This window comes from Paenibacillus sp. N22P23, assembly GCF_059383735.1.
Window position 1 is genome coordinate 1,894,272 of the sequence record NZ_JBXENT010000001.1, and the last position, 26,324, is coordinate 1,920,595.

Genomic DNA, 26,324 nt, shown 5'->3' on the forward strand with positions numbered 1-26,324 from the left:
CCGCTTTCTCTTATAAAAAGGATAATAGTCATGCCTGTCCCCAATCGGACATACCTTTACTAGTAGGTAATGTACGAAAGGCAGGTCATGTGGACGTATGAAAAGAGCGAGTAAAATCATGCAAATCGCGTTTACGTATATGGGTACGGTAGTTGGCGCCGGTTTTGCAACAGGACAAGAGATCTTGCAATTTTTTACTCGATTTGGCTTTCTGGGTGCCGTTACGATTCTAATGGCCACGATTATGTTTGTTTGGCTCGGTGCCAAAATGATGCTGATTGCCAGTGATGTCCGGGCTAAATCTTATGAGGACGTCAATAAAGTGCTGTTCGGCGATCGTTACGGCCGCTGGATCAGCCACTTCATGCTGATTGTATTATTCGGCGTTTGTGCAGTTATGCTTGCAGGCGCTGGCTCCATATTCTCCGAGAACTGGAATATTTCCTATCAATCAGGTCTCCTGATTACCATGGTGGGCTGCTTCTTCCTGCTGCGCAAAGGAATGAATGCGATTTTGACCGTGAATGCGATCGTAGTGCCGATTATGCTTCTCTTCACGGTGCTCATCATTATCGATACGGTCAAGACACCAGGTTCGGATCGGTGGCTGCTTCTCACAAGCGACCATTCACCGATCTCCATTTGGGCCTCCCCGTTCCTATATGCCGCTTTCAACTTATCTATGGCTCAGGCGGTGCTTGTACCGCTTGGCGCAGAGATGCGAGACCGCAAAACGATCGTATACGGCTCATGGATCGGCGGCATCGGAATCGGCTTTATGCTGCTTGCCGGCCATATCGCGTTGTCCGTCTACATGCCGGGCATCCAGCAATTCGCCATCCCGATGGGCGGCATCGCGCGCCAGCTCGGACATGGTATTCAGTGGATCTATATTTTTCTGATTTTTGCCGAAATCTTCACGACGCTCATTGCAGATGTGTATGGACTGACCCTTCAAATGCAGGAACGACTCAAACTCTCCCGGACCCTGCTCACGATCTTGACTCTGGCTTCTTGTTATGTCGCGAGCCAAATCGGGTTTGGCCCGCTCCTCTCCACGCTCTATCCGCTGTTTGGCCTCATAAGCCTGGGCTGGCTGGTGCTGCTGATTAAGCAGCGGCCGCCGGTTGGGGAGTAGCGAGTAGTCGTGCAGCGTACAGAACCAGTGCGGATCAAGATGATCAGAGCAGATCGAATACAGATGCAGAACAAGTACATACAACGATCTCTTAAGACAAATTAATGAGTTCGGCTTGCGGTAAAAGGTTGCGAATCAAGTCTCTCATATGATCATGACAGGTGAACAGCACAATTTGGCGGCGTTCTGCTAATTCTCCGAGCACTTCGATCGCAGCTTTCTGTCTTACAAGATCAAAATTAACGAGTGGATCATCCAGCAATAACGGGAGTTCATTTGAGGCTGCCGCCTCATCCGCGAGCGCTAAGCGCATCGCCAGATATAACTGCTCAGCAGTTCCTCTGCTGAGCAGTTTGCTGTCTACCAGCATTCCGTCCCTCGTTTCGAGCGAGATCGTCTGCTCTCCCTCCGGAATCGAAATCCGTTTGTAGCTCCCTTGCGATAGTCGGCCCATAATCCGCGACGCTTCGCGAAGAACGCCAGGCTGACGCTGCTCCTCCATGATTCGTTTGGTTCTGCGAATCATCGTCATGCTTATCGCACCTACCGCATATCGCTCAATCAGCTGTTCCAGCGCAGCCGTTGCCTGCTCACGCTCCATGATCAGCCGCGATCTGCCGCTGCTTTGCAGCAGCTGCTCCAGCTGCTGACGCTTGCGTCCGCTCTGTTCAATCAGCTCGCTTCTGCGATGCTCCAGCTGCTCCAACTCGCGACCGGCCTCTTCTTGCTTCTGCGCCAGCTGATTGCCATCACAAGAAGAATACCAAGTCTCCAGCAAATCGCGCTGTCCACTTGTTAAACCCGCCATAAGCTCCGCATCCAGTCGATAGCGCTCCGCTTCCATTTCAGCCAGCCGCTCGGAGTGCTGCAGCGCTTCCAGCCATTCCAGCTCCGTGCTCACCTTCGCGGCTGCGAACCACTGCTGCTGCTTCGCTTCCAAGTCGAGCGTGAGCTGGACCAGCTGCGATGCCTGCTGGTCAAGCTCCGCCTGCCGCGCTGTCAGCTCCTCCGCCCGGCTGCGTGCCGCCGCATGCCGGCTCGCTTCCGCGTGCAGCATTCGAACGGCAGCCGCCGCGTCACCATGCGCGCGATTCACTGCCGCGGGAAACGCTGCGCTGAGCTGCGAGGCCGCGTCTTCGAAGGCGGACACTTCCGCCTGAAGCCGCGCAGCCTTGCCCGCTGCGCGGTCATACGATTGCAGCCGCAGCAGCGCCTGCTCGGCAAGATCGAAGGTTTCCGCGGCTGCTTCCGGCGTGAGCGAAGCCGGTAGGCCGCAATCGTGCAGCCAGTCGCGCCATCTTGCCGCGATGGCTGCTGCCGCCTCGGCCGCGTGGTCTACCGCGGCGAGGGCGGCGTCTTCTTGCGCGCGCAGCCGCGCATGGCGGCGCGCAAGCTCTCCGCGGCGCTCAGCGGTGCCGGCGCGCAGGCGAAGCTCGTCCTGCCGCGCGTCAATGGCAGCGCGCAGTCGCGAGAGCACTTGCGCAGACGCGGCTGATGCACCGGCAGCGAAGTCCCTGCGAAGCGGCGGCGGTGGCGCCGAGGCGCGGCCGTCTCTGGCAGCGGCGGATTGCCGCCATGCCGCTGACAGCTCAGCCTGCTGCGCCGCAGGAGCTTCGTGCTGGTCTCGTGCCAGCAGTGCAGCTAATATGGCTGCAGGCTCGCGGACAAGCTGCTGCACCGCAGCAACGACGCGCTTCTCCGCGCCTGCAAGCAGTGCCTCGGCCGCAGCCGAACCCCTCATCGCTTCTGTCTCAATTACGCGCCTCCGTCCTGCTGATCGGCTTCTCCCTGCCGCAGAGCCGCGCGAAGTGGCGCCTGACGGCCTTGCAAGACTCATCAGAGCTGGCACCGCGAGTACAGCTGCGGCAACCCCTGCGATAGCAGCCGCGACAGGCTCGCCTATAGCGACAAGCACGGCAGCACCTGCGGCTGCAACCGCTACGGCTGCCCAATAGGCGCCGCCTCCAACTCGCAGCAGCGCAGAAGCAGAGCCTGCGCGATGCTGCATCTCCTCATCCGGACGCTGCGATGAAGGTGCATCATGTGCAGCACGAAGCTTTGCCAGATCCAGTTCATGCCACGCTTCCTCGAACTGACGAGCAGCATGCCGAAGCGCTTCCGAGGAATCCGGAAGGAGCTCGATGGCTGCCGAAGAAGCCCCAAACGAGCTTCCCATGCTGTCCGCGTCCAATTCTGAAAGCTGTGCAGCCGCCTCCTTAACCTGCTGCGATACCGCACGCAGTTCCGCTTCTACCTGTCCACGAGCCTTCATGCTTTCCAGAAGCGCGGCACGGAAAACCCGCGCCTGTTCTCGATCTGCGACCCCAATCGGGAACGAACGCAGATCCGTTTCGGTCCATGACGGAGAGATGCGGTGAATCAGTCGGCGAGCCGTCTCCTCGTGCTCACGCATTTCTGCCAGGAGCTCGGCAGCACTCTGCCTTGACGCAGCAATATGCTCCGCTGACAGCAATAATGCTTCAATTTCATGCTCACGTTCGATCAGATGATCATCGTAATGCATGGAAACCAACTGCTGCGCTTGCCTCTGCGCCAGCTCACGATTCTGCTGTCTTTCTGCATGCAATCGAATAAGCTCCGCCGCTATAGCCTCTGTCTTCGCGCGTGCGTCCGCCACCAACCGTGGCGCATCACCGTATGCCGCCTGCTCCTGCAGCAGAGCAAGCCGAGCGATCCACGCTTGGCGCAGGTGAACGGCTCTAGACAGCAGCGCTTCCTTCTCCCGCAATGAAGGAAGCCGCTCTTCCACATGCGTCTGTTCGCCTTCAATCACCGCAAGCGATGAGCTCAGCTCATTGAATACGACAATAGCATCCTCCGATTGACGAAGCTGAACGTCGATCTCTTCGAGCGTCTTAATCAGCTTATTCATTTGCTGCGTGCTGCCGCGCGGGCGATATAAACCGTCTAATTGCGCGTTCAGCTGCTTCTCTGTTTTCGCGATCGCGCTGCCGCCATTCCAACCTGCATGATACAGCTGCTTGCCCAGCTCATCGCCCTCCAGCATACCGATGGCCTGGAGCTCCGATAACGAGATGGCAAACAGTTCCCGGAACAATCGCTCGTTTACGCCGCCAAGAAACAAGCGCTCCCACATCGACTGAGTAAGTGACTCGATTCCGCCGCCGCTCCCGTTTTCTTCCATGTCAAGTCGGCGAATATTCAGCTTCCCCAGGGCACTGCTGTAACGCTCCAGCACATAGGGATGTCCTGCACCGTTTACAAAAAACAATCGTCCGCCATGTCGGCCGCCACTAACAGGCTCCTGCCGTTCAGCCGGATTGCCTTTATTAGCAAAACCGAACAACATCGCGCGAATGAACCCAAGCAAAGTACTCTTGCCGGCCTCGTTATGTCCATAAACAATCGTTATAGGCGAATCAAATTTGCAGTGAAGGTCGTTCAACTTGCCGAAGCCTTCTACATGAAGTCCTTGAAGCTTCAATTACGCTCGCCTCCTTGACCTGCTTCTTGCCCCAGTAACGACTCTCTCTGTTCATCGGCATCCTCGGTCAACATTCCAGCCGCGAGCTCTCTCGCTTGCTGAAACCACCCTGCAGCCCGTTCCGTCTGCATCGCACGCAGCATTTTACGCATGCGGGCATTGCTAGATAACGATTGAAGCGCTTCATCCAGCAGCTCCTGCATCGCAAGCTCGTCCGCTTGTGCGGCATTGCTGCATCGAATGAGTTCCCCTGTAAAACTATCCTCTTCTGATAGAACAGCCAGATCCAAGTCAGCTCCGGTTGCAGCCTCTAAACTATAAATCCAGCTCCATTGCGCCCCTGGTATGTACATATCACCGACTCGTTCTCTTAATCCACCTAACAGCTCCGTAATTACGACTGCATCCGTTAATACGCGATGCATCTGACCTCTGCCCTCTAATCGCAGCTTGATCATGAGCGATCTGCCCTCGCTGCTAGCCGCCGCGGACGTTACAGCTTGTTCCAAGGCGTGTAGCAGTGCCTGTTCGGACGTAATTCCTGCGATTGATACACGCAAAGTCTCCCACCGTATCGTGTCTAAAGGAAGAAATTTCAGCTTAGTCTCGAATGTATCGCTGACATCAACGAGATAACATCCCTTCGCCCCAGTCTCGTTCGCATGTCTGCCTTGTGTATTGCCGGCATATACAACATGCGGATAACGATGGAGCACGGCACGCCGATGGATATGTCCAAGTGCCCAGTACTGGAAGCCCGTGCCTACAAGCTCCGCCAAGCTGCATGGCGCATATGGATCATGACCGGGTTGTCCATCCACTGTGCCATGAAGCAGTGCAATTTGATACGACCCATCTGATATCGGTTTATAGCGTGCAGCCAAATTAGCGGTTACAACGCGTGTCCCATAAGAGATTCCGTGCACATGAGCTGCCAGCTCCCCTGCTTTCGTGTACACAGGCACTGCTTCCACGTTCTCCGCGCCGAAGAAATGAACAGATGATGGCCAATCCAAATTCGCCTGCGCACCAGACAAGGGATCATGATTGCCATGAATAACAAATAGCCGCACGCCTTGGGCATGCAGCTTCTGCCATTCCCGCTGCAACGATAATTGCGCACGGAGCGACCTGTCGGCCATATCATAGAGATCGCCGGAAATAACTACAAAATCAACGGCTTCGCGCAATGCCGCCTCGACCAGATGGCGTACAGCCTGAAAGGTCGAGGATTGGAGTCCCTCCCTTACATGGGGAGGCACCTCCGTCAATCCGCGGAAAGGACTGTCGACATGCAAATCCGCAGCATGAATAAATCGAAATGAGACTCCCATGTCATGTCCTAGCTCCCTTATACTGTCGCGTCCGCTTCCGGATTTATTTCTGTGTAGACTTGCTTCAATTGGGCGATTACCCGCTGTAAGGAGTAAACGCGCTTCGCTTTATTCCATGCCGCACGGGCCATATTGTATCTGAAATCTTGATCGGAAACGACCTTCTCGAGCGCGTTAGCAAGCGCCGTCGGATTCTCCGGTTCTACCAAGAGACCGTTGATTCCATCGTCGATTTGTTCTGCGATTCCACCTACGTTCGTACCGACCAATGCCAACCAGCACAGCGCTGCTTCGGCGAACACAGAGCCGAATGCTTCTGCGCGAGATGGCAGTACGAAGACGTCAAAGAACGGCATGAACTCTTCCGGATGCAGCATGTAACCGTAAAAGATAATATCGTCATACAAGTTGAGCTTCTGTGCAAGCTGCTCCAGCTCAGGTCGACTCGGTCCATCTCCGATAATATGGAGGACGAAATTATGTCCACGCGCTTTCAGCTGTGCACAGGCATGCAGCAGGATATCCAGCCCTTTTGCCGGAACAAGGCGACATACCGTAATGAGCTGCACGACCTCGTTCTCATGGGAAATCGGTTTGAACCGTTTCTCGTCAAACCCGTTCGGAATGACCTGAATGCGATCCGCATCGTTCACATAAGGACGCATATAGCTGCGGAATGCTTCTGATGGTGTCAAAATCCGGTCCGCTTTCAGCTCAAGCTCCTTATAGATGGAAGTTAAGAAACGATGCTCCATACCGCCTTCAATGATTTTGCCATTCAGAATCAGCTCTCGTTCATAACTGGAATGAATCGTCATGACAAGCGGCGTATCCGGATAAAGCTGTTTCATCACGAGTGCCGGAATAGGATGATGAGCATGAATGAGATCATAGGATTTCTGAATGCGCAGCTTCGTCCACCAGACGTAATCGCGGTAAGTTTGCAAATATTTATCGATAATGGGATTACCCTCGTAATAGCTAATATCGAAAGTTTCGAACGTAACAGGCTCTTGGCCTTTTCCCCTTACCCGTTTCGGAAGGGAGAATAACTCCATCGGCCAACCGATTTTATTAAATCGTTCTTGAATGTATGGAACCATTGAGGACACGCCGCCCGGTTGCTCCGGAGGAAAAAACAATGCCTGCAAAATGTTCATGTGCAAAGCCTCCTCAATCAAACTTGCATTATACTTCTCGACCTGCCAAAAATATGATATACTAGAACATACGTTTCTGTAAAGTTGTATCACACCTGCTTTACGCCGTACATACTCCCTGCGTTTACCCTCTTCTTAGGTGGTTTAAACATGACGATTCTTCAGTGGCTTGCCGGATCTACCGGACAAATTTTTGCATCTGCTTGTGTAATGACCATACTCGTTCTCATGCTCTTTATGGCCATCAAGCTATATAAGAGTTACAGACGCAATCGCACCTATTTCATTCTGATTATCGTTCTTCCGATTGTCATCTTGCAGAACGGCGTACTCATCGGATTGTCGTTTCCCGGTCAATCGATATCGCCTTACTTGGAACTGACGCAAACCGTTGTCAGCCTGCTCTCATTTATTATTATAAACTTTGTTTTCATGAAATTGTATACCGGACCCAGCACAAGATTAAAGGGAATGCCTTTCCTGCTCATGTTTATCGGTCTGATCCTTGTAGCAGGATATCAGATTTCGCTCGATCCTGCATCCATGAAGAGTTCCGTCGCTGCTTCTCAAACGCAGCTGCTGGCCATTAATTTCTACGGACTCATCTTGAATTTTATTATTTTGCTTAACTTACGGGGTATCGATCAACGCTTTAACTATTCAGCCAGCTTGATCGTTTACTTCATCTATCAGCTGTCCGATTTGGCGGACGGCTATGTATTTCACGGGAAAGTCCCGATGCTTGTCATTCTAAGCCACCTGCTCCCTGTCATCTATTATACGCTTCTTTTCCTGCTCTTGTTCGAGTGGGTGCTGGAGCGATTGTTAATGACCTTTCAATCTTCGATTACAGACGGCCTAACAAGCTTGTACAATCGGCGCCACTTCAATAAGAAAGCGGAACAGCTGCTTCGAGACACGAAACGGATTGCCATTATTTTCTGTGATATCGACAATTTTAAGAAGCTTAATGATACGCAAGGGCATCATAAAGCAGACGGCGTCCTTAAGCAGGTTGCCGATATATTGAAAGAAGAAACAGCCGGCATTGGAACAGCCGGCCGATACGGCGGAGAAGAACTGCTCGGTCTTGTCGCTGCGCCTAACGTGAAGCCGGAAGTTGTGGCAGAAGCCATACGCAGCCGAGTCGAGAAAGAGACGATGGTCACGATCAGCGTCGGCGTTAGTGCAAGCCGTGAAGGGGCATCTATTGCAGAGATCGTTAGTCAAGCTGACGAAGCGATGTATCAATCAAAGACATCCGGTAAGAACAAAGTGACACTTCATTCCTCGATGCGTCAGCGGACACGCAGTTCCGAAGAAACAGCCAAACGAAGCTCACAGGCTTAATAAGCTTCAAGTTTCGAACAATAAAAGACAGTTCACGCAGGTGGGATGCTCCCTACTTGCATGAACTGTCTTTTTTATAAGGATTTATATGGAATGGGATCTGTCGTTCCTGCTTCAGCAAATCCTTTCAAACGCAGTCGGCAGCTGTCGCATTCTCCACATGCCTCTGGTTCCCCGTTATAACAGGAGGTTGTCAGGTTATATGGGACTCCCATACGCATGCCCTCTGCTACGATGCCGGCTTTGGTTAAATGAATGAGCGGCGTCTCGATGGAGATCGGCTTGCCTTCTACCCCGACTTTAGTCGCAATGGCAATAACCTCTTCTACCTTCGCGATGAATTCCGGGCGGCAATCCGGATAGCCGCTGTAATCAAGCGCATTTACGCCGATGTAGATTGCTTCAGCTCCAACGCTCTCTGCAAACGATGTAGCAATCGACAAGAACAGCAGGTTGCGTCCCGGTACATACGTTACCGGAATCTCCCCCACTTCATCCGGAACCGGATCTGCACCCATCTTCGGAACGTCGATCGTATCATCCGTCAACGCGCTTCCGCCGAAATCACGCAAGAATCCAAGCTCGATGATTTTGAAACGATCGCTTACGCCATAAAACTCAGCAACCGCGCGTGCATTGTTCAGCTCCATAATATGACGCTGTCCGTAGTTAAACGTGATCGGGTATAGCTCATAACCCGCTTCTTTGGCATATCCCATGCAAGTCGTACTATCCAAACCGCCACTCAAAATAATAACCGCTTTCTTCATAACCCTTACACACCTCTCTTAGCCGGATCCCAAATAATCTTGTGCAGCTGTAAGTTCAGCTTCACTCCTGTTAGTCCGCTTGCAAGCATCTTCTCCACCAGCTTCGCCGGAGGCATGCTCTCCCACACGGGACTAAACAGCGATAGCGCAGCTGTCGGATAATCCTTCAGCGTTTGCACAGCAGCATCAAAGTCTCGGTCCGTTGCAATGACAAATTTCACTTCATCCTGCTCCCGCAGTAAGGCGAAGTTATCATGCAGCATCGCTGCATGCTCCCCTGAATCCGGAAGCTTATAATCCATGATGTATCTAGCCTTCGAAGAGTGGATATCGCGAAGGAACGGTGCAAGATCAATCGCTCCGTTGGTCTCCACATGCACATCTTTAATCCGCTCGATCTCACATAACGCCTGCAGCAGCGCTCCTGAACGGCTGCCGTACAGCAGCGGCTCTCCGCCTGTCATGCAAATATGCTCGGCTTTATATTGCTGTTCCACTTGGGACACAATATCTTCAATCGTCATTGTAAATTCTGCTTCTGCTGGTGGATAGCTGTACTTCGTATCGCACCAAACACAGCGCAAATTACAGCCAAACAGACGTACAAAAACGGTCGGAAACCCGGCACGTGTGCCTTCGCCTTCGACCGTTTCGAAAATTTCCACCATAGGAAGCCGAATGGAGCGCCTCTCAATCGGCGCTTTATCCTTATCCGGCATTCTCGTCCGCCTCCATCATATCGCGCGTTACAGCCGCATAGCTCGTCGGTGTTTCCCATAAGCGAATTTCTTCAATGCGGATATTCGGATAATGCCCTTCCTCAAGAAGCGCATCGTGGATTTGCTCATAAATCCAAACGACCATGTTCTCTGCCGTCGTATTCATCGGTGGCAGCACCTCGTTCAAATAACGATGATCAAGCTTGTCGATGACTCGCTCTTTGGCAATCCGTTTCATATCGGCAAAATCGATTGTCAGTCCACGCTGATCTGTTTTTCCGGACATAATCGTTTGAAGCTTATAAGTATGGCCGTGCAGACTTTTGCACTTGCCTTCATATAAATGCAAATGATGCGCACTATCAAAAGTAAATTCCTTGGAAACGATCACCCGTCGGTTATGATAGCGGAGCTGATGCTCCTGAATATCTTCGCCGAACTGCTCGATATGTTTCGGAATCTCGTAAGTCACGTTCCACACCTTCCCCTTTATGCAATTGCAATATGCAATTATAGCATAAGTTGCTGCTTGTATCTAGATAGGGATTTTTACCTACTGACTGGTAAGCTGCCCTTTCACTACAGTCACGGCCTGACCGGACATCAGTACGCGGTCATTCTCGAGTTCAATAAACAATTCTCCGCCTCTAGGAGAGGCCTGATAAGCCATGAAGGTAGTCTGACGCAAGCGTCGCTGCCAGTATGGCGCAAGCGCGCAATGGGCCGAACCGGTAACAGGGTCTTCATTGCATCCGGATGCCGGATAGAAGCAGCGTGACACGAAATCATAATCGCCGGGCTTTCCCGTTCCTTTGCTTGTCACGATAATCCCTCTTGCTTCTACCTTCGCCAGCATTGCGTAATCAGGCTTTAACGTCTGCACGGTCTGGACGCTGTCGACTTCAACTAAATAATCCATGCGGTTCATCCCGACATACCTTGGAATTAAACCAAGCCCTTGAATAAGTTCTTCCGGTGCTTTCATCGGTTGAGCGGGCTCTGAAGGCAGATTCAGCCTAATCCCATTCTCTGTCCGTTCTGCCGTGAGCAGGCCGCTGCGAGTATGGAAGGATGCTGTACGATCGAGTGCGAGATGCTGATTTTCCCATAAGAAATGAGCGCTGGCCATCGTTGCATGACCGCATAGATCCACTTCAACGGTCGGTGTAAACCAACGAAGATCGTAGCTTCCATCTTCTCTCCGCTGCAAGAATGCGGTCTCGGACAAATTCATTTCCGCTGCCACGTCTTGCATCCACTGCTCATCACGCACTTCATCAAGCAGGCATACGGCAGCCGGATTTCCACGGAATGGTACGGATGTAAATGCATCAATTATCGAAATCGGAATGGACATCGTAATCACCACCTCTTGACCAATCAATTTTCAGCAGCAGCGCGTTTGCGCCGATTCACGATGACAATTCCGGCGCTGACCAACGCCAAAGCTGCCAATACAGCAGCAGAGAGCGGCTCGCCTAGGAAAATCGCAGATTGCAGCACCCCGAATACCGGAATGAGGAACAGGTACATCGATACGCTGCCTACGCTGTTGTATTTCATGACATTATTCCAAAGCATGAACGCCAGTGCCGATACGAGTGCCAAGTGAAGAAGCATCAGCAGTGAGATGGCATCAAAATGAAACGGCGCCCAGCCTGACTTCCATGCGCCAATGATGCTAAGCACGATTCCGCCAACCAGCATTTGATAGCCGTTAATATACGGGATGCTGTACGAGGCTGCAGCGCGTTTGGATAGTAAGTTCGCAATCGCATTAAACAGTGTTGCTGCAATCAACAGCACCTCTCCTATCGAGAAATGCAGTCCACTGCTGCCGTCATGCTTGGATAAGCCAAGTACCAGCAGCCCCAAGAAGCCGACAAGAAGCCCAAGGCCCTTGGTTCCATTGATACGGTCATTCTTATACAAGAAATGTGCCAAGGCAATTTGGAAGAATGAGATCGTTCCGGCAATAACAGCACCTACAACGCCCGCACTCTTCGATAATCCCGCATAGAAGAAAATATATTGCAGAACCGTCTGGAACAAAGCAATGGACGCAACCATACCGGCGCTGCCCCGCTGATAACGAAGTTTTTCCTTCCGGATCAGCATATAAGCCAGAATAAGCAGACCCGCCAATGTAAAGCGATAGCCTGCGAATAATATTTGCTCCAGCGTATCATGGGATTCGATGCCAAGCCTTGCGTAACTCAGTTTAATAAACGGATAAGAGCTTCCCCAGAGCAAAGTTGCGCTGACGGAAGCTCCGATAATTCCTAACGGATGTGTGAAAAATTTGGCTGCTGTCATGATTATTTCTAGTTCTCCTTATTACGGTGCAGGCAGCCAGCTGAACGAAGCTTTATTGTTCTACAATGGGAATCAGCAGTTCAACCTGCTCCTCCTCCAAGTGCTCGTCAATATAAAAGATTTCAAGGGATACTGCATTTTCCCTCTTCAACAGCTTCTCCTCGTTCATCCAAGCCGATAGCTGCTCGTAGCCTTCACCGATGCGTTTATTTGTACATGCTGCCATGGCGTAGGTGCGCTGAGGAATTGTAAACTGCACCATGCCTTCCGGCACCTGTCTCAGATGGGGGACCTCAAAACATGCCCAATACGTCGCAAATACTTCGTTGCCGAAATAAGGACTGTAAAGCACGGTAGTCTTCACTTCGCCTTCAATTTCATGCTTTCTGGAGAGAAACTCGCTTTGCAGATGAATCGCTTCATCCGGAAACGATGAATATGGACCGCAATAGTTGATTCCAACCATGTTTAAGGCAGGCTTCGTAACTAAAGTGCAATTATGCATCGCGAATGACCTCCCACAAAGTGTAGTAACGCTTTTAGGTTGACCCGTAATCAGTTTACCATGTCCACGGGTTTGTTTGGTAACTATTTATTGCCTTTCTTACGGATATATGACAACAAAAAAGCAAACTTTCCTGAGCGGAATGGTTTGCTTTTTTTCTTTCACGATTAGTTCTGTTGGACGATATGGGTAAGCTCATGACTGAGAAGCTGCAGCCCGCTTGCCGTGCCTGGTTTATACTCGCCTTGACGGAAGAAGATATCGTTTCCGGTTGTAAAAGCTCTGGCACCGACCTTCTTCGCAAGATCATCCGCAGCATTGTCAGTGTGAATCGAAACCTTGCTGAAATCGGCGCCAAATGAATCCTCAAGCTGCTGGCGCAGACGATCCGGCAAAGGCTGTCCCTTGCCGCGAAGCTCGTTAATCGACTCCTCAACTCCCGGGCCGGCTTCTGCAGGAGCTCCCTCGGCGGCACGCTGGATAACCGAGAACGGATCACGCTTCAGCTGCAGCTCTTCCTCCTCGCCCTGCTCTTCCATTCGCTGGATCGCACCGGCGCTGTCCGCTTTCAGCTGCAGCTCTTCTTCCTCGCTCTCGCCCTGCTCTTCCATTCGCTGGATCGCACCGGCGCTGTCCGCTTTCAGCTGCAGCTCTTCTTCCTCGCTCTCGCCTTGCTCTTCCATTCGCTGGATCGCTCCGGCGCTGTCCGCTTTCAGCTGCAGCTCTTCTTCCTCGCTCTCGCTTTGCTCTTCCATTCGCTGGATCGCTCCGGCGCTGTCCGCTTTCAGCTGCAGCTCTTCTTCCTCGGTCTCGCCTTGCTCTTCCATTCGCTGCACAGCGGAATCGCTATCCTTTGAATTGGATTGCAGATCGCTAGCTACGCGAAACGCGACTTGATCCGCTTCCAGCTCGTACGCATCGGTAGGCTGATTGATCGTCATTTTGGCCATGATTGGCTTCCCGCTGCCAGCGGTCAGCTGCCTAGCCGCCGAGTTGCCGATCGAGCGCTGCAGCGTATGCATGTCTGCCGCCTGGAGCGGCGCTCCGCTGGCCAGTGCGCGCTGCACATGAGCAATCGAATTGGGTTTGGCACGTGGGGCCGAAGTTTGCTCGTACGTGCTTTTGTCCATTTTACGAATCGATTTGCCTGAACCGAAAGTTCTCACTGAAAGTTTTCCTCCCCGAATCCGCTAACAAGCCGCTTTTCTCTTAATATACCATAATTTATTAAAAGTTTCGTCAAGATTCACTAGTTTCTGCAACCATCAATACTTGTGCTTACTTGTGCCAATCTGCGATCAAAAACTACCTAATGTATTGTTTACACGCATACTAACCAAATTAATTAGTTTGACTTCTGAGAGTTCCATTTCTGAACACTCAGCCTCATTTCAGCGCGGTTTCGGCCGTGAGAGTTCGTTTTTCTAACTCTCACTTCCTCACGCGCAGTTGCGGTCCATATAAAACAAAAGCTGCCTCAAAAGTCACAATCAACTTTTGAGGCAGCTTATAAACGATTCGATTAACGACGGACAGAGCCGTGTGGATCGATAACAAACTTCTTGGAAGCGCCTTGATCGAATGCCGAGTAAGCATCCGGAGCTTGATCGAGCGAGATCAGCGTAGCGTTAACGGCTTTCGCAATTTGCGCTCTGCCGCTAAGAATCGCTGTCATCAGGTCGCGGTTATATTGCATAACCGGCGTTTGACCTGTAACGAATGTATGAGATTTCGCCCAGCCGAGGCCGAAACGGATTTTGAGTGTGCCGATCTTAGCATCCTCATCCACCGCACCCGGGTCACCTGTTACATACAAGCCTGGAATACCCAGTCTGCCGCCGGCACGCGTAACTTCCATGATGGAGTTCAGCACGGTTGCCGGTGCTTCACCGTGTGATTTACCATGACCGTGAGCTTCGAAGCCTACGCAGTCAACGGCGCAATCCACTTCCGGAGAGCCAAGGATTTGGTCGATTTGCTCAGCCAAATTCGCATGTTCACGCAAGTTAACCGTTTCACAGCCGAAGCTTCTAGCTTGTGCAAGACGTTCGCTGTTCAGATCGCCTACGATGACAACAGCTGCACCGAGCAATTGAGCGGAGTGAGCCGCTGCAAGACCGACAGGACCGGCACCTGCGATATAAACCGTTGAGCCTGGCTTCACGCCTGCGCTAACAGCACCGTGGTATCCAGTTGGGAAAATATCGGAGAGCATCGTCAAATCAAGAATTTTCTCCATCGCGCGCTCTTTATCCGGGAATTTCAACAATTGGAAGTCCGCGTAAGGCACCATTACGTATTCCGATTGACCGCCAACCCAGCCGCCCATATCGACATATCCATAAGCAGAGCCGGGACGATCCGGATTCACGTTCGAGCACACATTAGTGTTGCGTTCTTTACAGTTACGGCAGCGTCCACAAGCAATATTGAAAGGAACCGATACGAGGTCGCCCTTCTTGATAAACTCTACATCGCGGCCTACTTCAATGACTTCGCCCGTAATTTCATGACCAAGCACAAGACCGCTCGGGGCCGTTGTGCGACCACGCACCATGTGCTGATCGCTTCCGCATATGTTAGTAGTAATTACTTTAAGGATGACGCCGTGATCGCATTTTCTGCCGACATTAAGCGGATTAACACCCGGGCCGTCACGCAAAACCAGATCAGGATAAGAAATATCCCGTACTTCAACTTTACCGGATTCTACATACACTACTGCACGATTTCCTGCCATTCGTCAGCCTCTCCTCTTATACTGGAATAAATAATCAGAAAAATATCACCCTATCATTGTAATCGCTTCCAGGTTGAAAAGCTATGCTTATTCTCCTGTCTTTCACACTCTATGAATCAAAAAAAAGAAACTGCCAGCTTTCCGCAGTTTCTTCATCTCCTGTTATCAACCCGTTTGGGCTATCATCTTCTCTAGCATACGCACACGAGCGAGCGACGCTTTCAGCAAGCCCATCCCAATTTCCGGATGAAGCCGAATGAGCTTCGCCATTTCATCGCCAAGCAAAGTCAGAATGCGAACTTCCCCGGCGGAACGAGCCGTCGTCGTAGCGATCGTTGCATCGATGGCCGAAGTTTCTCCGAAAACATCCTTTGGACCAAGCTCCGCTATGATGCCGTTCTTGCTTCCTGCCGCAAGCAACTGAACCGAACCTTCCACGATTACACCCAGCTTGTTGTTGATCTCCCCGCTAGCTACCAGTCGAGTAGCACTAGAATGCTTTTCTTCCACGGCAATACCGGCAATATACCCGAGCTCTTCCAAGGAAAGATCGCTGAAGAACGAAACTTGCTTCAAAAATACCACTTTATCCAGCATCCCCATTAACGCCTGTTGTCCACTCAATGGTTCGTTCTCCTCTCGTTGCAGTGCATCGGAAGCGAGCAACTGCAGCCACATATCCTGCAGACCGGCTGCTGCGCGCAGCACTTGAACGGCTTGATCATTCGGCATGTCGGTATGCGGGGCGCTCCAACCTTCGAACAAGGAGAGCAGTGCGGCGGTCAACCGTTTGTCTGCCGTTCCTTCTGCCAACGCTTCAAGTCCGCTCTCTCTAATCTCCTCATCCTCATCCTCGATCGCCCTGCGAACGGCATTAACAACATCACCTTCTGCGGTTCGTTCCATGACGGTCCAGACCCCATCGAGCAGAAATTTCTTATGCTCGGTCAGTCGCATCCGCGCCAGCTCAGCTCTTGTGTTAAGCTCCATCTTGTATAGGGCTGCCTCTATATCGCGACTCTTCCACAGCTCATCTAACTTCAACAGAGCAGCAGCAAGCAGCACGGACTGGCATTCTACTTCGTCCAGCAGAGCGGCAAGCGCACGTACCGCAGCGCTCCATACCTTCGGCTGCGCTTGCTGCAAGACATCCTGCAACGGTAGGGCAGCACCGCTTCCCATTGTGATAAAAGCTTCTATTGTAACCTCATATAAAGCCGGCTCAGCCCACTCAAGCTGCTCGAGCAACCACGGGATGGCAGGGATATGCCGCAGCTTTCCCATGCATGCAATGGCTTCAGCACGAACAGCAGGATCGCTATGGCCAAGCAGTTGCTCAACATCCGGCAGAAAACTGTACATTTCCAGTTCAGCAATAACTCGGCAAATGTAGACAGTCTGTTCTCCGCCTTCTTTCAAGTACCGCTGAATAACCTCATAACAGGCTTCGAAGCTTTGCTCATTTTGCAAATAATAGAGCGCTTTGACCGCTTCGGCTACGACCTTAGGACTCGAATCCAGCAGTTTCAGTCTGACGAAATATACGGCTTGATGCCTCATATGATCGGCTCTGCCCAGCAAACGGACACCGGCTGCCCGTACCTCATAGTCGGGGTCTTCCAGGAATGAGGCTACCTTAACCAAAGCCTGGAGCTCTGCTCGTTCGAGGTTCATCGCCCTGAGCGAAGCGATTCGAATTCGGGCACTGCGATCATCGACAAGTGCCAGCAGCTTCGGAAGATAAGTATCGTCGCCTGTTCGGCCAATCATCCCAAGCGCAACCTCGCGGGCATAGTCATTGCTGTTCGCCAGCAGTTGTTCCAACATAAGAGGTAATTTATTCTCGCGCATGTACTCGTCGAAGGCCAGCGCAAGATCCTGCCTCGTATCCGACATCGTCTGTACGCTGCGAATCAATTCTCGAATATATAGGGATTTTCCAATGTAGGTCAGCAGCACGAGCAGCAAAGCTCCGCCTCCACCGATCCAAGCCAGCAGCCTTAGACTAAATCCAAGCTCCGCGTGCAGCGACTGCAGAAGCGCGCCGATCAGAATACCTAGGGATGCCGCGACACCTTGCGCTATATAACGGTACCCATCCCGCTGGAGCATCGGCAGCAGCTTGAAGAACAGCTGATTCGCAGGCTCCGCGAAATAATAGAGTAACAGATAGAGGAACATATACCCCACAGACAACGAGTAGAGAATGAACGATGTCCCGAACGTAGCGGCAGCCGCCACGAAACCACAAGTAAATATGATGGCAATCGCAGGCAGCATATTGCTTTGTCCGAGCCATGCCATTAAGCGATTCGAGACCAACTGGAGCAGCAAGGCAATCGTAAATAGCAGCGTTGTCACTAGTCCAAAGAAAGACGCAAACTCCGTTTCCGTCTTGTAGATGGTACGAGTGACATTCAGAAAGACATATTCCATTAAGAAATACAGGGCAGGCATCAGCGTCATAATGCCGATTGCTACTAGCAAATAAGGCGTTGTGAAGGAGCGTTTGAGATAGTCACCGGAAGACAGTCCACCTTCAGCAGTACCTGATGCGACACTGCGCTCCTGCTTCAATGTTAGCGGAACAAGATAATGCGCGATTGACTTCCAATAGTTCACACCGCCGGCAAGCAGGAATAGCGGCGCTAACATATAGACCGCATCTGCGCCAATCCATTTGCTCACAAGTTGTGCCAGCACCCCTGCGGCAATGCCGCCAAGTGCGGCAGATGAAACAAAGACAGGCATCAGCCTTTTAGCTTGCTGGGTCGGACACAGATCGACTGCCAGACTCCATAACAGAATCGTTTGCTGCCTTACAACGAAGCTCGAGCTAAGGAATAGAAACGGATAATAGGCACGTGGACTGATATCCAAGCTATTAAACAACAGCAATGCGGCAGCATTAACGCCTATAATGACACCCATTATGACAAAGAGCGTACGCATGAGCTGCGGTTTGGTGAGTCGGCTCGTCAGCCAAGACATAAACCAAGCCTCAAGCGGCATGATAATCGCTTCCGCTCCGTACACATATGGCAAATATTCACTGCCGAAGCGCTGATTGAACAAAGTCATATAACCGTTATAGTTGAGCAGCTCTGAAATCCCGCACAGAAAAAAAACAGGCGCCATCATGGCCAGCTTTCGCCGATCCTCGAATTTGACGCCGATCCATCTTAGTATCATTGCATTCATCGTTTTAGCACCATTTTGCTTCTGAATTTGTTTACTCTCATGATCCGATGATTTCCTCATATCGTAAGCTGCTCAGCTTCAAGCTATATATCAACCGATCTTCCCCTTCAAAATAATAATCGGGACAGCGGCCAGCAAGCAGAAACCCTTGACGCTCAAATAATCTGCGCACCGGTTTGTAGGCATCCGTATCACATGTATACGTCAATAGGTAACGAGCTGCCCGAGATCGCAGCACCTCGATCATGTCGGTCAACAACAGTGACGCGATGCCGTAATTGCGGTACTTCTTATGAACAACCAGATAATCCAAGTAGTAGCCGCCGGTTTGCTGTTCATTTTGTAAATATCCGATAACGCCGATGATTTCATTACGCTCATTTTGAACAAAACGGTATTCATAATCGGAGGTGAGCGCATTTAGCGGATTGGTAAGATAATGCTGGATTTCACCGGGCGTGTGGTTGACGTCGTCAAACGAGTCTTCCGACAGAAAGAACGAGCTGATCTGCCTTGCTTCTTCTTCGAGCTTAAGCGGACGCACTTGAAAGATCGTTTGTCGCATCATTCGTTAACCTCCCTTTGCCTTATGAAACGGCCAGCGTGCCGTTCCAATCGACAGCAGTGCCCCTTTGGAAATATTCATCGCATAGATAGAAGTACAGCTTTGCGGTTTTATCGAGACGGTTCCACTTGATCACTTCAACGAAAGTCTCCCTTGCATCAAAGAAACGGCCTTCCTGATAGAGCTGAATCCCCCGCTCGAACAGCTTCTTCGTCTTGTCCTTACCGGAGCGCAATGCCTCCGTGTCGCCTTCATAAACATCATAAAGTTCGATCGGTTCTTGATTTCCCTCGATATGTACGCGTCCAAGCCAGCGGAATTGGAACCGCTCCGGCGCTTCCATCGACTCCAAGGCAGACCGCGTCACGAGAATGGATACGCCCAGCGTCTCCGAAAGCTCCTCCAAACGCGAGGTCAACGTCACATCGTCTGAAATGACATTGCTCTCCATCTTCGTCTCTTCGCCGATGATACCGAGCATGAGCGGCCCTTTATGAATGGCAATGCCGATCTCCACCGGAATATAGTTCACTTTGGCTCTGTGACCGTTATAAACGAGCAATTCTTTACGAATGGCAATAGCCGCTTTAATCGCATCTTCTGTTCGACTTGGGAACAAGGTCATGAACCCTGCACCGAGGTAATTGCTGATTAGGCCGTTCTCCTTACGTACAAGAGGTCCGAATCGACTGAGGAACGAGTTCATGAAGTTGAAGTTTTCTTTAGGCGTCAACCCTTTCGACATTTCATAGAACTGCCTCAGCTTCGTTACCATAACAACCATGTTCTGTTGGACTTGATCACCGAGATGAACATCGAGGATGCCTCGTTTGCCCAAATACTTAAATACTTGCTGCGGCACAAAGCGGAACGATGCTTCGCTGAATGCTGTGATGTCGCTGATATATTGCCGAATATGGCGCACCATGAGATTAAATTGCTCTCCGAGGTCAGCCACCTCATCGCGTGAGCGAATATGTACTTCTGCGTCCCAGTTCCCATTCGTTATATCTGTAACGCTCTTGCGCAGCTTCCGCAAGGACGCTAACAGGAAATAGGAGGATAACATAAATACAAACAGGATGAGTACTGTAATAATCGTAATATTTTTGAAAATCGTTTGGTTAATCGTCGCATTCTCTGCTCGCAGAACGTTCAAATCGCGGCCTGTCTCGTAAATACCGACAATCTCGCCCTTTGAGTTGTAGACGGGAGCAATCGCATAAGTCCACTGGCCGTTCGCATCAACCCAGCTGCCGCTCATGACTTGTCCTTGCTCGACGACCGGAAGGTTGTCTTCCGATAACGGGAATGGCTTAAACATGTTCACGCCATCATCATCATCTGCAATGATATAGAGCTTGCCGTTCTCGTACTTGTATACCGTGCTGTATAACCCTCTGCGGTCTATGCTGTTATCGTGTTGGAATAACACGTTCATCCGCTCTTTAATCTCTTGATAGTCGGCATTCATGAAATCATTAGGTGACGTAAGTTTCTCTAGACGATCGCCATCAATAATATATTTGCCGCTCTGTGCCAGAACGGACAACTCCCGCTTCATCTCCTCTTCCATTTTGCCGGAGAAGCCGTCATAGATGGAATTGGAAAGCAGGACCATCGATATGGTTACGAGTGGCACGAAAGCTACCATTTGTTTAAGGAAGAACGAAATGCGGCGACGCATGAGATGAATGTAAACAAGCCGTGCAGCTGCTGCCAAGAGAAGTAAACCAGCGAGCGCAGCCCCCCAAACGAGCCATTGCTGCGTTCGTTCTTGACCACTGTATTGCAGCTGTGCAAAGGATGGCGTTACTGCCCCGTTGCTGCTTTGTTTCATTATTCGATCAGCCAGCAGCAGCTCCCCGCTCCCATCCGCATGCAGGGAATAATCCGCGATCTCCAGACTTTCTGCTTCCGGTGCAGCCGCGGCCAGAGCCGGTTCTTCTATCAGCAATGTGATCGGGTTCGTTGATTGAGGCGAGAGCTTTGTTAGTGCGTTAATGGATCGATCAATGAATAGGATATTTCCGTTGCTGTCCAGCTTCAAACGCTCCGGAAAGTTTTTGCGAGTATTCTCCATGCCGGCTACCGGGTAGAGTGACTTGCTTGTTCCATCCGCGGCGACTTGGTAAATCGCGCCACGCTTAGTAGTGAAGTAGATCGAACCTGGCTCCGTTCCATACACCTCGGAGAGGAATCGATTCGGCGGCAGCTTAAATGCGAAAGGCTGTGTCCACTTCCAGTTATCCAGTGAAAGCTGCTTCTGCTGAACTTCATTTGGCTTGCTTATGTAAAAGGTTAATAGATTATTATGAATTTGAAGCGATCTGAGCTGCCCGATTCGTTTGCTGGTCTGATCGCCTTTCCACATGAAGAGCTGTTTATCAAGCTTGCCCTCTGCGGTGTAGCGCACAATTTCTTCGGACTCTACATATAAGCCGTATTGATCCAGCACCGTATTAATTGTATAGATCCGGCCTTGATCGTCGACGGCAAGCTCGCTGAAATTACTCCGATTACTGCTCGTTTGTTTAATCCGGTACTTGAGCTTACCCTCACTGTCAATGGCTTGAATTTGCTGCTTCGCATCACTAATTACATAGACATCGCCACCCGTTCCCGCCGCTATAGCCGACAAATTCGAAAGTGCAGTCGCATCCTTCGTTGGATTCTGAGTGAGTTCGTTCCGATGCAGAAACAAGTATACAGATAACCCTACTAAACAACATAAAAGTATAGTCAGCCATAAACGGGGATAGCTGCTTTTGTTCGAGGATTTGATAGGCTTTGGCTGGTTCATCTGTAGGACGCTCCCTTTCAGAGAGAAAAATAGCGATTTATTACCATACTACTACAAAGTACTCCCAGAGACATCAAAAAACTGCATATTTTCGCCAAGAACCGACATCTCTTATTGAAGCTTGGAAATGCTTTATAGTACTATTAACTAGAGAGATTATAGTTCGGAAGACATGATTGAAAGTCTATCAGACAAAGGGGAACGTTTATGGGTCAGCTTGTTTGTCAAGGCGCGATGCTGCAGTGCTCATTTGGTGTAGCACCGAGTGCACTGAGCGTCTTGCCCGCGAATCGGGTCATGACCGCGATGCCGATTGCCAACATTATGGACAATAAGCCAATGGTCAATATTATGCCCTTCGGTATGTGCAGCTCGCTGGCGAATCCGCAGGTCGCGGCAGCTACTGCCGCGGCGCTCGGCGCATTGACGCCAATGCCCTGCATTCCGATCACGGCTGCGCCTTGGGCGCCCGGTTCACCTACTGTCTTGGTCGCTAACATGCCCGCATTAAACAATTCATCGAAATGCTTGTGCAACTGGGGCGGCATGATTCAAATTACAGTGCCGGGTCAATTCACGATACAGGTGCCCTGATGAAGATGCTGGAGCAATTCCTCAAACCGTTTATCAAACCGTTCAAGAAGCTCTTCATGATTCCCATGAAGTATGCGAAGCAGCTGCCTAAGTTTCTGCTCGTGTTCCTCGGCAAATGGGTCAAATCGATCCTCAATCCGGCAGAACAATCGGTCAAAAACTATATTCCGTTCGGCCGCTTCTTCATTGCTAAGAAACTTGTAGTCATCATTGTCCTTGTCGGACTGGTCATCTTCTATTTCGGCTTCATCAAGCCGCCTAAGATGCTGAACAAGCTGCTCGCACGCACGCCTAAAATCGAAGCGACAGCAGCAAGCTTGGCTTCCTTCACGGGTACAGCCAAGATCCTTGACGGCGGTTCCTTGCTCTATGAAGGCGGTATCGCTGCCGGTTTATATGAAGGCACTGGCAAACTGTACAGCCCAGAAGGGAAGCTTATCTATCAAGGCGACTTTGCCAAAGGACTTAAGAACGGTATGGGTGAACTGTTCGATCAAGACGGCAAGCTGCTCTACCGCGGAAATTTTGCGCTTGATCAATATGGCGGTCCCGGAACGTTGTTCTACAGCGATGGGAAAATAAATTATGAAGGCGACTTTGTCGGAGGTAAATTCGAAGGCAACGGCACGCTCTATAACGAGCTTGGCGGTATGCTGTATGCAGGCGGTTTTCTGCAAGGCGCATATGGAGGAGCAGGCAAATCGTACGATACACAAGGTGCTGTCGTCTATGATGGCAACTGGTCCAACAATGTGTACGAAGGCGCCGGGAAGCTGATGCGACCGGACCAAACGGTTCAGGTTGAAGGCGAATTCAAGAACGGAGCACTCTCCGGAGAAGGAACCGAATATTATCCAAACGGCGTCGTGAAATATAAAGGAGCGTTTCAGCTCGGGTTATACAACGGTCTAGGCTCATTGTTTACTGAGAAAGGAACGATCGCTTACACCGGCGGGTTCAGCAGCGGCGTTAAGCATGGTGACGGACAATCTTTCGACATTGCCACGGGAACCGTGCTTTATGCAGGCAAATACAAGAACGGTCGTTATGACGGTGTTGGCGCGCTCAATGATGCCGATGGCAATACGGTGTACAAAGGATTTTTCCAAAGCGGCAAAATCAACCTGGCTGGTTTCATCAGCCTTACGCGCAAGAAGCTGCAAGATGTGCTCGGCGAAGCTGACGTTCCCCCTGAAGTAGCAGCTAGTGAAGGCGCGGATGATGCTGCTGTGGATGTTGCGGAAGATCTTGCTGTAGACGAGGAACCCTCAGCAGTGGACGGTTCAGTTGAAGGCGAAGCAAGCGGAAGCACTGTCGGAACTGAAACAGATGCGGATGCTAATGACAACGCTAATGACAATACAGGAACGACTCCTGCAAGCGAAGATCAAGGCGCTGCCGGCACTGACGAACCGAAGGAAGAAGAAGCCGACAAGGCGACGGCAACCGATGGCGATAAACCAAAACCGGTAAAAACAGCATCGGCCGAGAAGTCGACAACAACGGTGGAAGCTGAGGCAGCAGCCGAATCTTCCCTAGTAGAGTCCCCATCTGCTGACACACCGACTACTCAGGATGAGCTTCCTGCCGGCGATACTGAAGCGACATTACCTGCGGGTCCTTCATTAATGACCTATGCCGCCTATCAACTATCGTTCATACTGGAGCCGGACGAAGCTAATCCTGAAGAGGCCTACGTAGCAGAGGTTAATCTGTGGAACAAGTTCATTATTGTGGAGCTATTAAAACAGGTCCAGGCGCTAAAAATTGACGGCATGAAAGAAACGATCGATGCCGACAAATCAATTGTGGTTTATCCGCTCGGCGACTTCAATCTCACCTTTACTTATTTTAAAACAGAGAAAGTACCGGTTAGACTAAGCGTGACGAAATCGATGCTTCAAACCGAATAACAAAGGCGGCGCAGTGGTTATCCACTGCGCCGCCTTTGTTGTACTTACCAATCTATCTATCAGTGGATGCAGCGGCTTCATTCATGCCCGATTGCAGAACCTTCGCAGCAGTAGTTGCTGCCGATTCAACCACTACAGCCGATTCCGTCCCTGGCAGCTTCTTGAATGCCCACCAGCGCAGCTTGATAGCCGAGGCTTCTGTCGCTTGTCCCAGCTTCATTCCGATACGGAACGTCCCTTTGCTCGGATAAACAACCGTGCCGAAAGTTACGTTAGGCAGCTGTGACTCGAATTCGCTTCCTTTGAACACGTCGGAAGATCCGTAGTACACTTGATCGCTCGCTTGCAGCAGATCGGAAGTAATATTAACATCCTTATCTTCGAGGCCGACCATTACATACAACTGGCCTTCGCCCAGCCCGCTCTCGATCTCGCCTGTTACATAATTTTTCTGTCCGCGAGAGAAGAAATAAAGGCCGCTCTTGGCATTGGGCTCCAGCTCCACCGTTACGGTACCGGTCGCCAACTCATCTTGCAAATGCTGCGGCTGCGGAACACCAAGCTTGAAGGAAAACTCGCTCCGCTCCGGATTGTAGTCCACATCAAGCCGCGGCTCTTGGCCGAACGGCACGGTGAAGGCTTCCGAAGAAGTAAAGAATTTGGACAGTTGATCCTTCGTTCCAAATGCGCCTACTCGCTGCAACAAGGACGGATTGTACACATATTCGCCGAAAGGCACGCGCTCAACGCCCTCGATCATATAGGTCGGTCCCATCTGAAGCAAACTAATCTTTGCCAGACAGATACTTTGTTCTGCAACACCATCAATGGCTTGATCCAGCGTCCGATCAAAATAATCACGCGTGATGCGTTCGACCGCCGGTTCGCTAATAATTTCGACTTCATGCGCTGGATTACTATCGATCGGAACACGCAGGTCGCCAATATTTAAGACGATGCTTTGGCTGTCGATACGAAGCGATGCTTTACGCCCATCTGCCCAATTTGCCGCTTTCACGGAATAGGTATAGGTATATTCGGTTTCCTGCCCGTCACCTGGCTCTGAGAACGAAACCACACCGTCTTCCAGCCCAACCGGTGTCAGGCCGTCCGCTTCCACTTGGAATTCCAGTGAAATACGAGGCGTTTGCAGCGTTTTCTCTACAACTAGCGTTACATCTACTACAGCTTCCTGCCCAGCATACTTCGGCATGCGCTGATAGATGCGGACTTGTCCATCCTGATAGATAGGTGCAATGACTTCAGATAGACGAACATGCTCAAAGGATGCCGGATCCGGCGCTTCCTCTTTGATAAATAAACGATAGCTCTCCAGAACGCGATTATATTCGCTGACATCCTCAGAACGGACCGCGGAATTGGCAATCGCATGTACCGGCTCTTTCCCTTTCTCATCATAGGCGGCGTAGAGGTACACGTTCTTCTTATACTCATTATTCGTGAAACCTTCGATCATCGACAGCTTCAGCGTTGTCGGAGACGGAATAACGATTTCGCGTCCGGCATAATCGATAGCCACGCCCATCTCAACCGTAATGGATTTGTCGTCCACCGCCACGACATGCATGCCGGACACGACCCCGCTTCCAACAAGAAGCCGATTCAGCAGCCGACGCTTGTCGCCGACATATTTTTGCTCGGATTCGAAATCCCGAACCGTCAGCAGCTTCCCATAAAAATAACGATTCCGTTCAAACGGGTAATATCTGCTTTTTTTCACTCAATCAGC

At 51.0% G+C, this 26,324-nt stretch carries 19 protein-coding genes; 4 read left to right on the forward strand and 15 right to left on the reverse strand.

The features are described from left to right. The first annotated feature begins 97 nt into the window (after window positions 1–97). Entirely contained in the window at window positions 98–1,138 is a 1,041-nt protein-coding gene (locus AC506A_RS08910) for a YkvI family membrane protein (protein ID WP_495460579.1), read from the forward strand. Window positions 1,139–1,229: 91 nt separating this feature from the next. Here AC506A_RS08910 and AC506A_RS08915 read toward each other — a convergent pair whose 3' ends face one another. Genes AC506A_RS08915 through AC506A_RS08925 form a run of 3 tightly spaced genes read right to left on the reverse strand, consistent with a single transcriptional unit; the run spans window position 1,230 to window position 7,098 of the window. Further along, window positions 1,230–4,604 carry an AAA family ATPase gene (locus tag AC506A_RS08915; RefSeq protein WP_495460580.1) on the reverse strand — a complete coding sequence of 1,125 codons (3,375 nt, stop codon included), beginning with the start codon at window positions 4,602–4,604 and terminating at the stop codon, window positions 1,230–1,232. Beyond that, window positions 4,601–5,938, reverse strand: a complete 1,338-nt coding sequence (locus AC506A_RS08920) for a metallophosphoesterase family protein (protein ID WP_495460581.1) — start codon at window positions 5,936–5,938, stop codon at window positions 4,601–4,603. Before AC506A_RS08920 ends, AC506A_RS08915 begins: the two co-directional genes overlap by 4 nt. Window positions 5,939–5,955: 17 nt before the next feature. Beyond that, window positions 5,956–7,098 (reverse strand): glycosyltransferase family 4 protein, encoded by a 1,143-nt coding sequence (locus AC506A_RS08925; RefSeq protein ID WP_495460582.1) that lies wholly within the window; start codon window positions 7,096–7,098, stop codon window positions 5,956–5,958. Between the two features lie 150 nt (window positions 7,099–7,248). Between AC506A_RS08925 and AC506A_RS08930 the strand changes: the two genes are divergently transcribed. After that, window positions 7,249–8,448: a GGDEF domain-containing protein gene (locus AC506A_RS08930; protein ID WP_495460583.1), complete on the forward strand. Its 1,200-nt coding sequence runs from the start codon at window positions 7,249–7,251 to the stop codon at window positions 8,446–8,448. A gap of 74 nt (window positions 8,449–8,522) precedes the next feature. Here AC506A_RS08930 and queC read toward each other — a convergent pair whose 3' ends face one another. From queC to AC506A_RS08985, 11 genes are all read right to left on the reverse strand, one after another. Further along, window positions 8,523–9,218, reverse strand: coding sequence for a 7-cyano-7-deazaguanine synthase QueC (queC, locus tag AC506A_RS08935; protein WP_495460584.1), 696 nt, complete (start codon window positions 9,216–9,218; stop codon window positions 8,523–8,525). 5 nt (window positions 9,219–9,223) lie between these two features. Continuing rightward, window positions 9,224–9,937: a 7-carboxy-7-deazaguanine synthase QueE gene (locus tag AC506A_RS08940; RefSeq protein WP_495460585.1), complete on the reverse strand. Its 714-nt coding sequence runs from the start codon at window positions 9,935–9,937 to the stop codon at window positions 9,224–9,226. Continuing rightward, the gene (gene queD / locus AC506A_RS08945) at window positions 9,927–10,409 is read right to left on the reverse strand and encodes a 6-carboxytetrahydropterin synthase QueD (protein ID WP_495460586.1); all 483 of its coding nucleotides are present in this window, start codon (window positions 10,407–10,409) and stop codon (window positions 9,927–9,929) included. The genes AC506A_RS08940 and queD overlap by 11 nt, the downstream gene beginning before the upstream one ends. Before the next feature lie 81 nt (window positions 10,410–10,490). Then, complete coding sequence (locus tag AC506A_RS08950) at window positions 10,491–11,294, reverse strand: PhzF family phenazine biosynthesis protein (protein ID WP_495460587.1); 804 nt, start codon at window positions 11,292–11,294, stop codon at window positions 10,491–10,493. 23 nt (window positions 11,295–11,317) lie between these two features. Continuing rightward, on the reverse strand, window positions 11,318–12,253 hold the full coding sequence (locus AC506A_RS08955) for a DMT family transporter (protein WP_495460588.1): 936 nt from the start codon (window positions 12,251–12,253) through the stop codon (window positions 11,318–11,320). Window positions 12,254–12,305: 52 nt separating this feature from the next. Next, complete coding sequence (locus AC506A_RS08960) at window positions 12,306–12,758, reverse strand: GyrI-like domain-containing protein (RefSeq protein WP_495460589.1); 453 nt, start codon at window positions 12,756–12,758, stop codon at window positions 12,306–12,308. Between the two features lie 167 nt (window positions 12,759–12,925). Then, complete coding sequence (locus AC506A_RS08965) at window positions 12,926–13,924, reverse strand: eCIS core domain-containing protein (protein ID WP_495460590.1); 999 nt, start codon at window positions 13,922–13,924, stop codon at window positions 12,926–12,928. Between the two features lie 356 nt (window positions 13,925–14,280). Further along, complete coding sequence (gene fdhA / locus AC506A_RS08970; protein ID WP_495460591.1) at window positions 14,281–15,498, reverse strand: formaldehyde dehydrogenase, glutathione-independent; 1,218 nt, start codon at window positions 15,496–15,498, stop codon at window positions 14,281–14,283. A gap of 165 nt (window positions 15,499–15,663) precedes the next feature. Next, window positions 15,664–18,759 carry a cyclic nucleotide-binding domain-containing protein gene (locus tag AC506A_RS08975; protein WP_495460592.1) on the reverse strand — a complete coding sequence of 1,032 codons (3,096 nt, stop codon included), beginning with the start codon at window positions 18,757–18,759 and terminating at the stop codon, window positions 15,664–15,666. After that, a complete protein-coding gene (locus AC506A_RS08980; RefSeq protein ID WP_495460593.1) occupies window positions 18,737–19,267 on the reverse strand; it encodes a GNAT family N-acetyltransferase in 531 nt (176 codons plus the stop codon). Before AC506A_RS08980 ends, AC506A_RS08975 begins: the two co-directional genes overlap by 23 nt. 19 nt (window positions 19,268–19,286) lie before the next feature. Continuing rightward, entirely contained in the window at window positions 19,287–22,067 is a 2,781-nt protein-coding gene (locus AC506A_RS08985; RefSeq protein ID WP_495460594.1) for an adenylate/guanylate cyclase domain-containing protein, read from the reverse strand. Between the two features lie 207 nt (window positions 22,068–22,274). Here AC506A_RS08985 and AC506A_RS08990 point away from each other — a divergent pair, with 207 nt between their 5' ends. Together AC506A_RS08990 and AC506A_RS08995 are read left to right on the forward strand one after the other, a co-directional pair. Beyond that, window positions 22,275–22,661 (forward strand): DUF4280 domain-containing protein, encoded by a 387-nt coding sequence (locus AC506A_RS08990; protein WP_495460595.1) that lies wholly within the window; start codon window positions 22,275–22,277, stop codon window positions 22,659–22,661. Window positions 22,662–22,666: 5 nt separating this feature from the next. Continuing rightward, window positions 22,667–24,574 carry an MORN repeat-containing protein gene (locus tag AC506A_RS08995; protein WP_495460596.1) on the forward strand — a complete coding sequence of 636 codons (1,908 nt, stop codon included), beginning with the start codon at window positions 22,667–22,669 and terminating at the stop codon, window positions 24,572–24,574. Window positions 24,575–24,626: 52 nt separating this feature from the next. On the opposite strand, the gene AC506A_RS09000 is transcribed toward AC506A_RS08995, so the two are convergent. Then, window positions 24,627–26,315 (reverse strand): hypothetical protein, encoded by a 1,689-nt coding sequence (locus AC506A_RS09000; protein WP_495460597.1) that lies wholly within the window; start codon window positions 26,313–26,315, stop codon window positions 24,627–24,629. Window positions 26,316–26,324: the final 9 nt, after the last annotated feature.

Excerpts from the sequence above, each read along its gene's own strand:
- AC506A_RS08960 (WP_495460589.1), bottom strand. The coding sequence starts at position 12,758 with ATGCATAATTGCACTTTAGTTACGAAGCCTGCCTTAAACATGGTTGGA.
- AC506A_RS08955 (WP_495460588.1), bottom strand. The coding sequence starts at position 12,253 with ATGACAGCAGCCAAATTTTTCACACATCCGTTAGGAATTATCGGAGCT.
- AC506A_RS08930 (WP_495460583.1), top strand. The coding sequence starts at position 7,249 with ATGACGATTCTTCAGTGGCTTGCCGGATCTACCGGACAAATTTTTGCA.
- AC506A_RS08980 (WP_495460593.1), bottom strand. The coding sequence starts at position 19,267 with ATGATGCGACAAACGATCTTTCAAGTGCGTCCGCTTAAGCTCGAAGAA.
- AC506A_RS08975 (WP_495460592.1), bottom strand. The coding sequence starts at position 18,759 with ATGAGGAAATCATCGGATCATGAGAGTAAACAAATTCAGAAGCAAAAT.
- AC506A_RS08995 (WP_495460596.1), top strand. The coding sequence starts at position 22,667 with ATGCTGGAGCAATTCCTCAAACCGTTTATCAAACCGTTCAAGAAGCTC.
- AC506A_RS08910 (WP_495460579.1), top strand. The coding sequence starts at position 98 with ATGAAAAGAGCGAGTAAAATCATGCAAATCGCGTTTACGTATATGGGT.
- fdhA (WP_495460591.1), bottom strand. The coding sequence starts at position 15,498 with ATGGCAGGAAATCGTGCAGTAGTGTATGTAGAATCCGGTAAAGTTGAA.
- AC506A_RS08940 (WP_495460585.1), bottom strand. The coding sequence starts at position 9,937 with ATGCCGGATAAGGATAAAGCGCCGATTGAGAGGCGCTCCATTCGGCTT.
- AC506A_RS08950 (WP_495460587.1), bottom strand. The coding sequence starts at position 11,294 with ATGTCCATTCCGATTTCGATAATTGATGCATTTACATCCGTACCATTC.
- AC506A_RS08925 (WP_495460582.1), bottom strand. The coding sequence starts at position 7,098 with ATGAACATTTTGCAGGCATTGTTTTTTCCTCCGGAGCAACCGGGCGGC.
- AC506A_RS08920 (WP_495460581.1), bottom strand. The coding sequence starts at position 5,938 with ATGGGAGTCTCATTTCGATTTATTCATGCTGCGGATTTGCATGTCGAC.
- AC506A_RS08985 (WP_495460594.1), bottom strand. The coding sequence starts at position 22,067 with ATGAACCAGCCAAAGCCTATCAAATCCTCGAACAAAAGCAGCTATCCC.
- AC506A_RS08990 (WP_495460595.1), top strand. The coding sequence starts at position 22,275 with ATGGGTCAGCTTGTTTGTCAAGGCGCGATGCTGCAGTGCTCATTTGGT.
- queC (WP_495460584.1), bottom strand. The coding sequence starts at position 9,218 with ATGAAGAAAGCGGTTATTATTTTGAGTGGCGGTTTGGATAGTACGACT.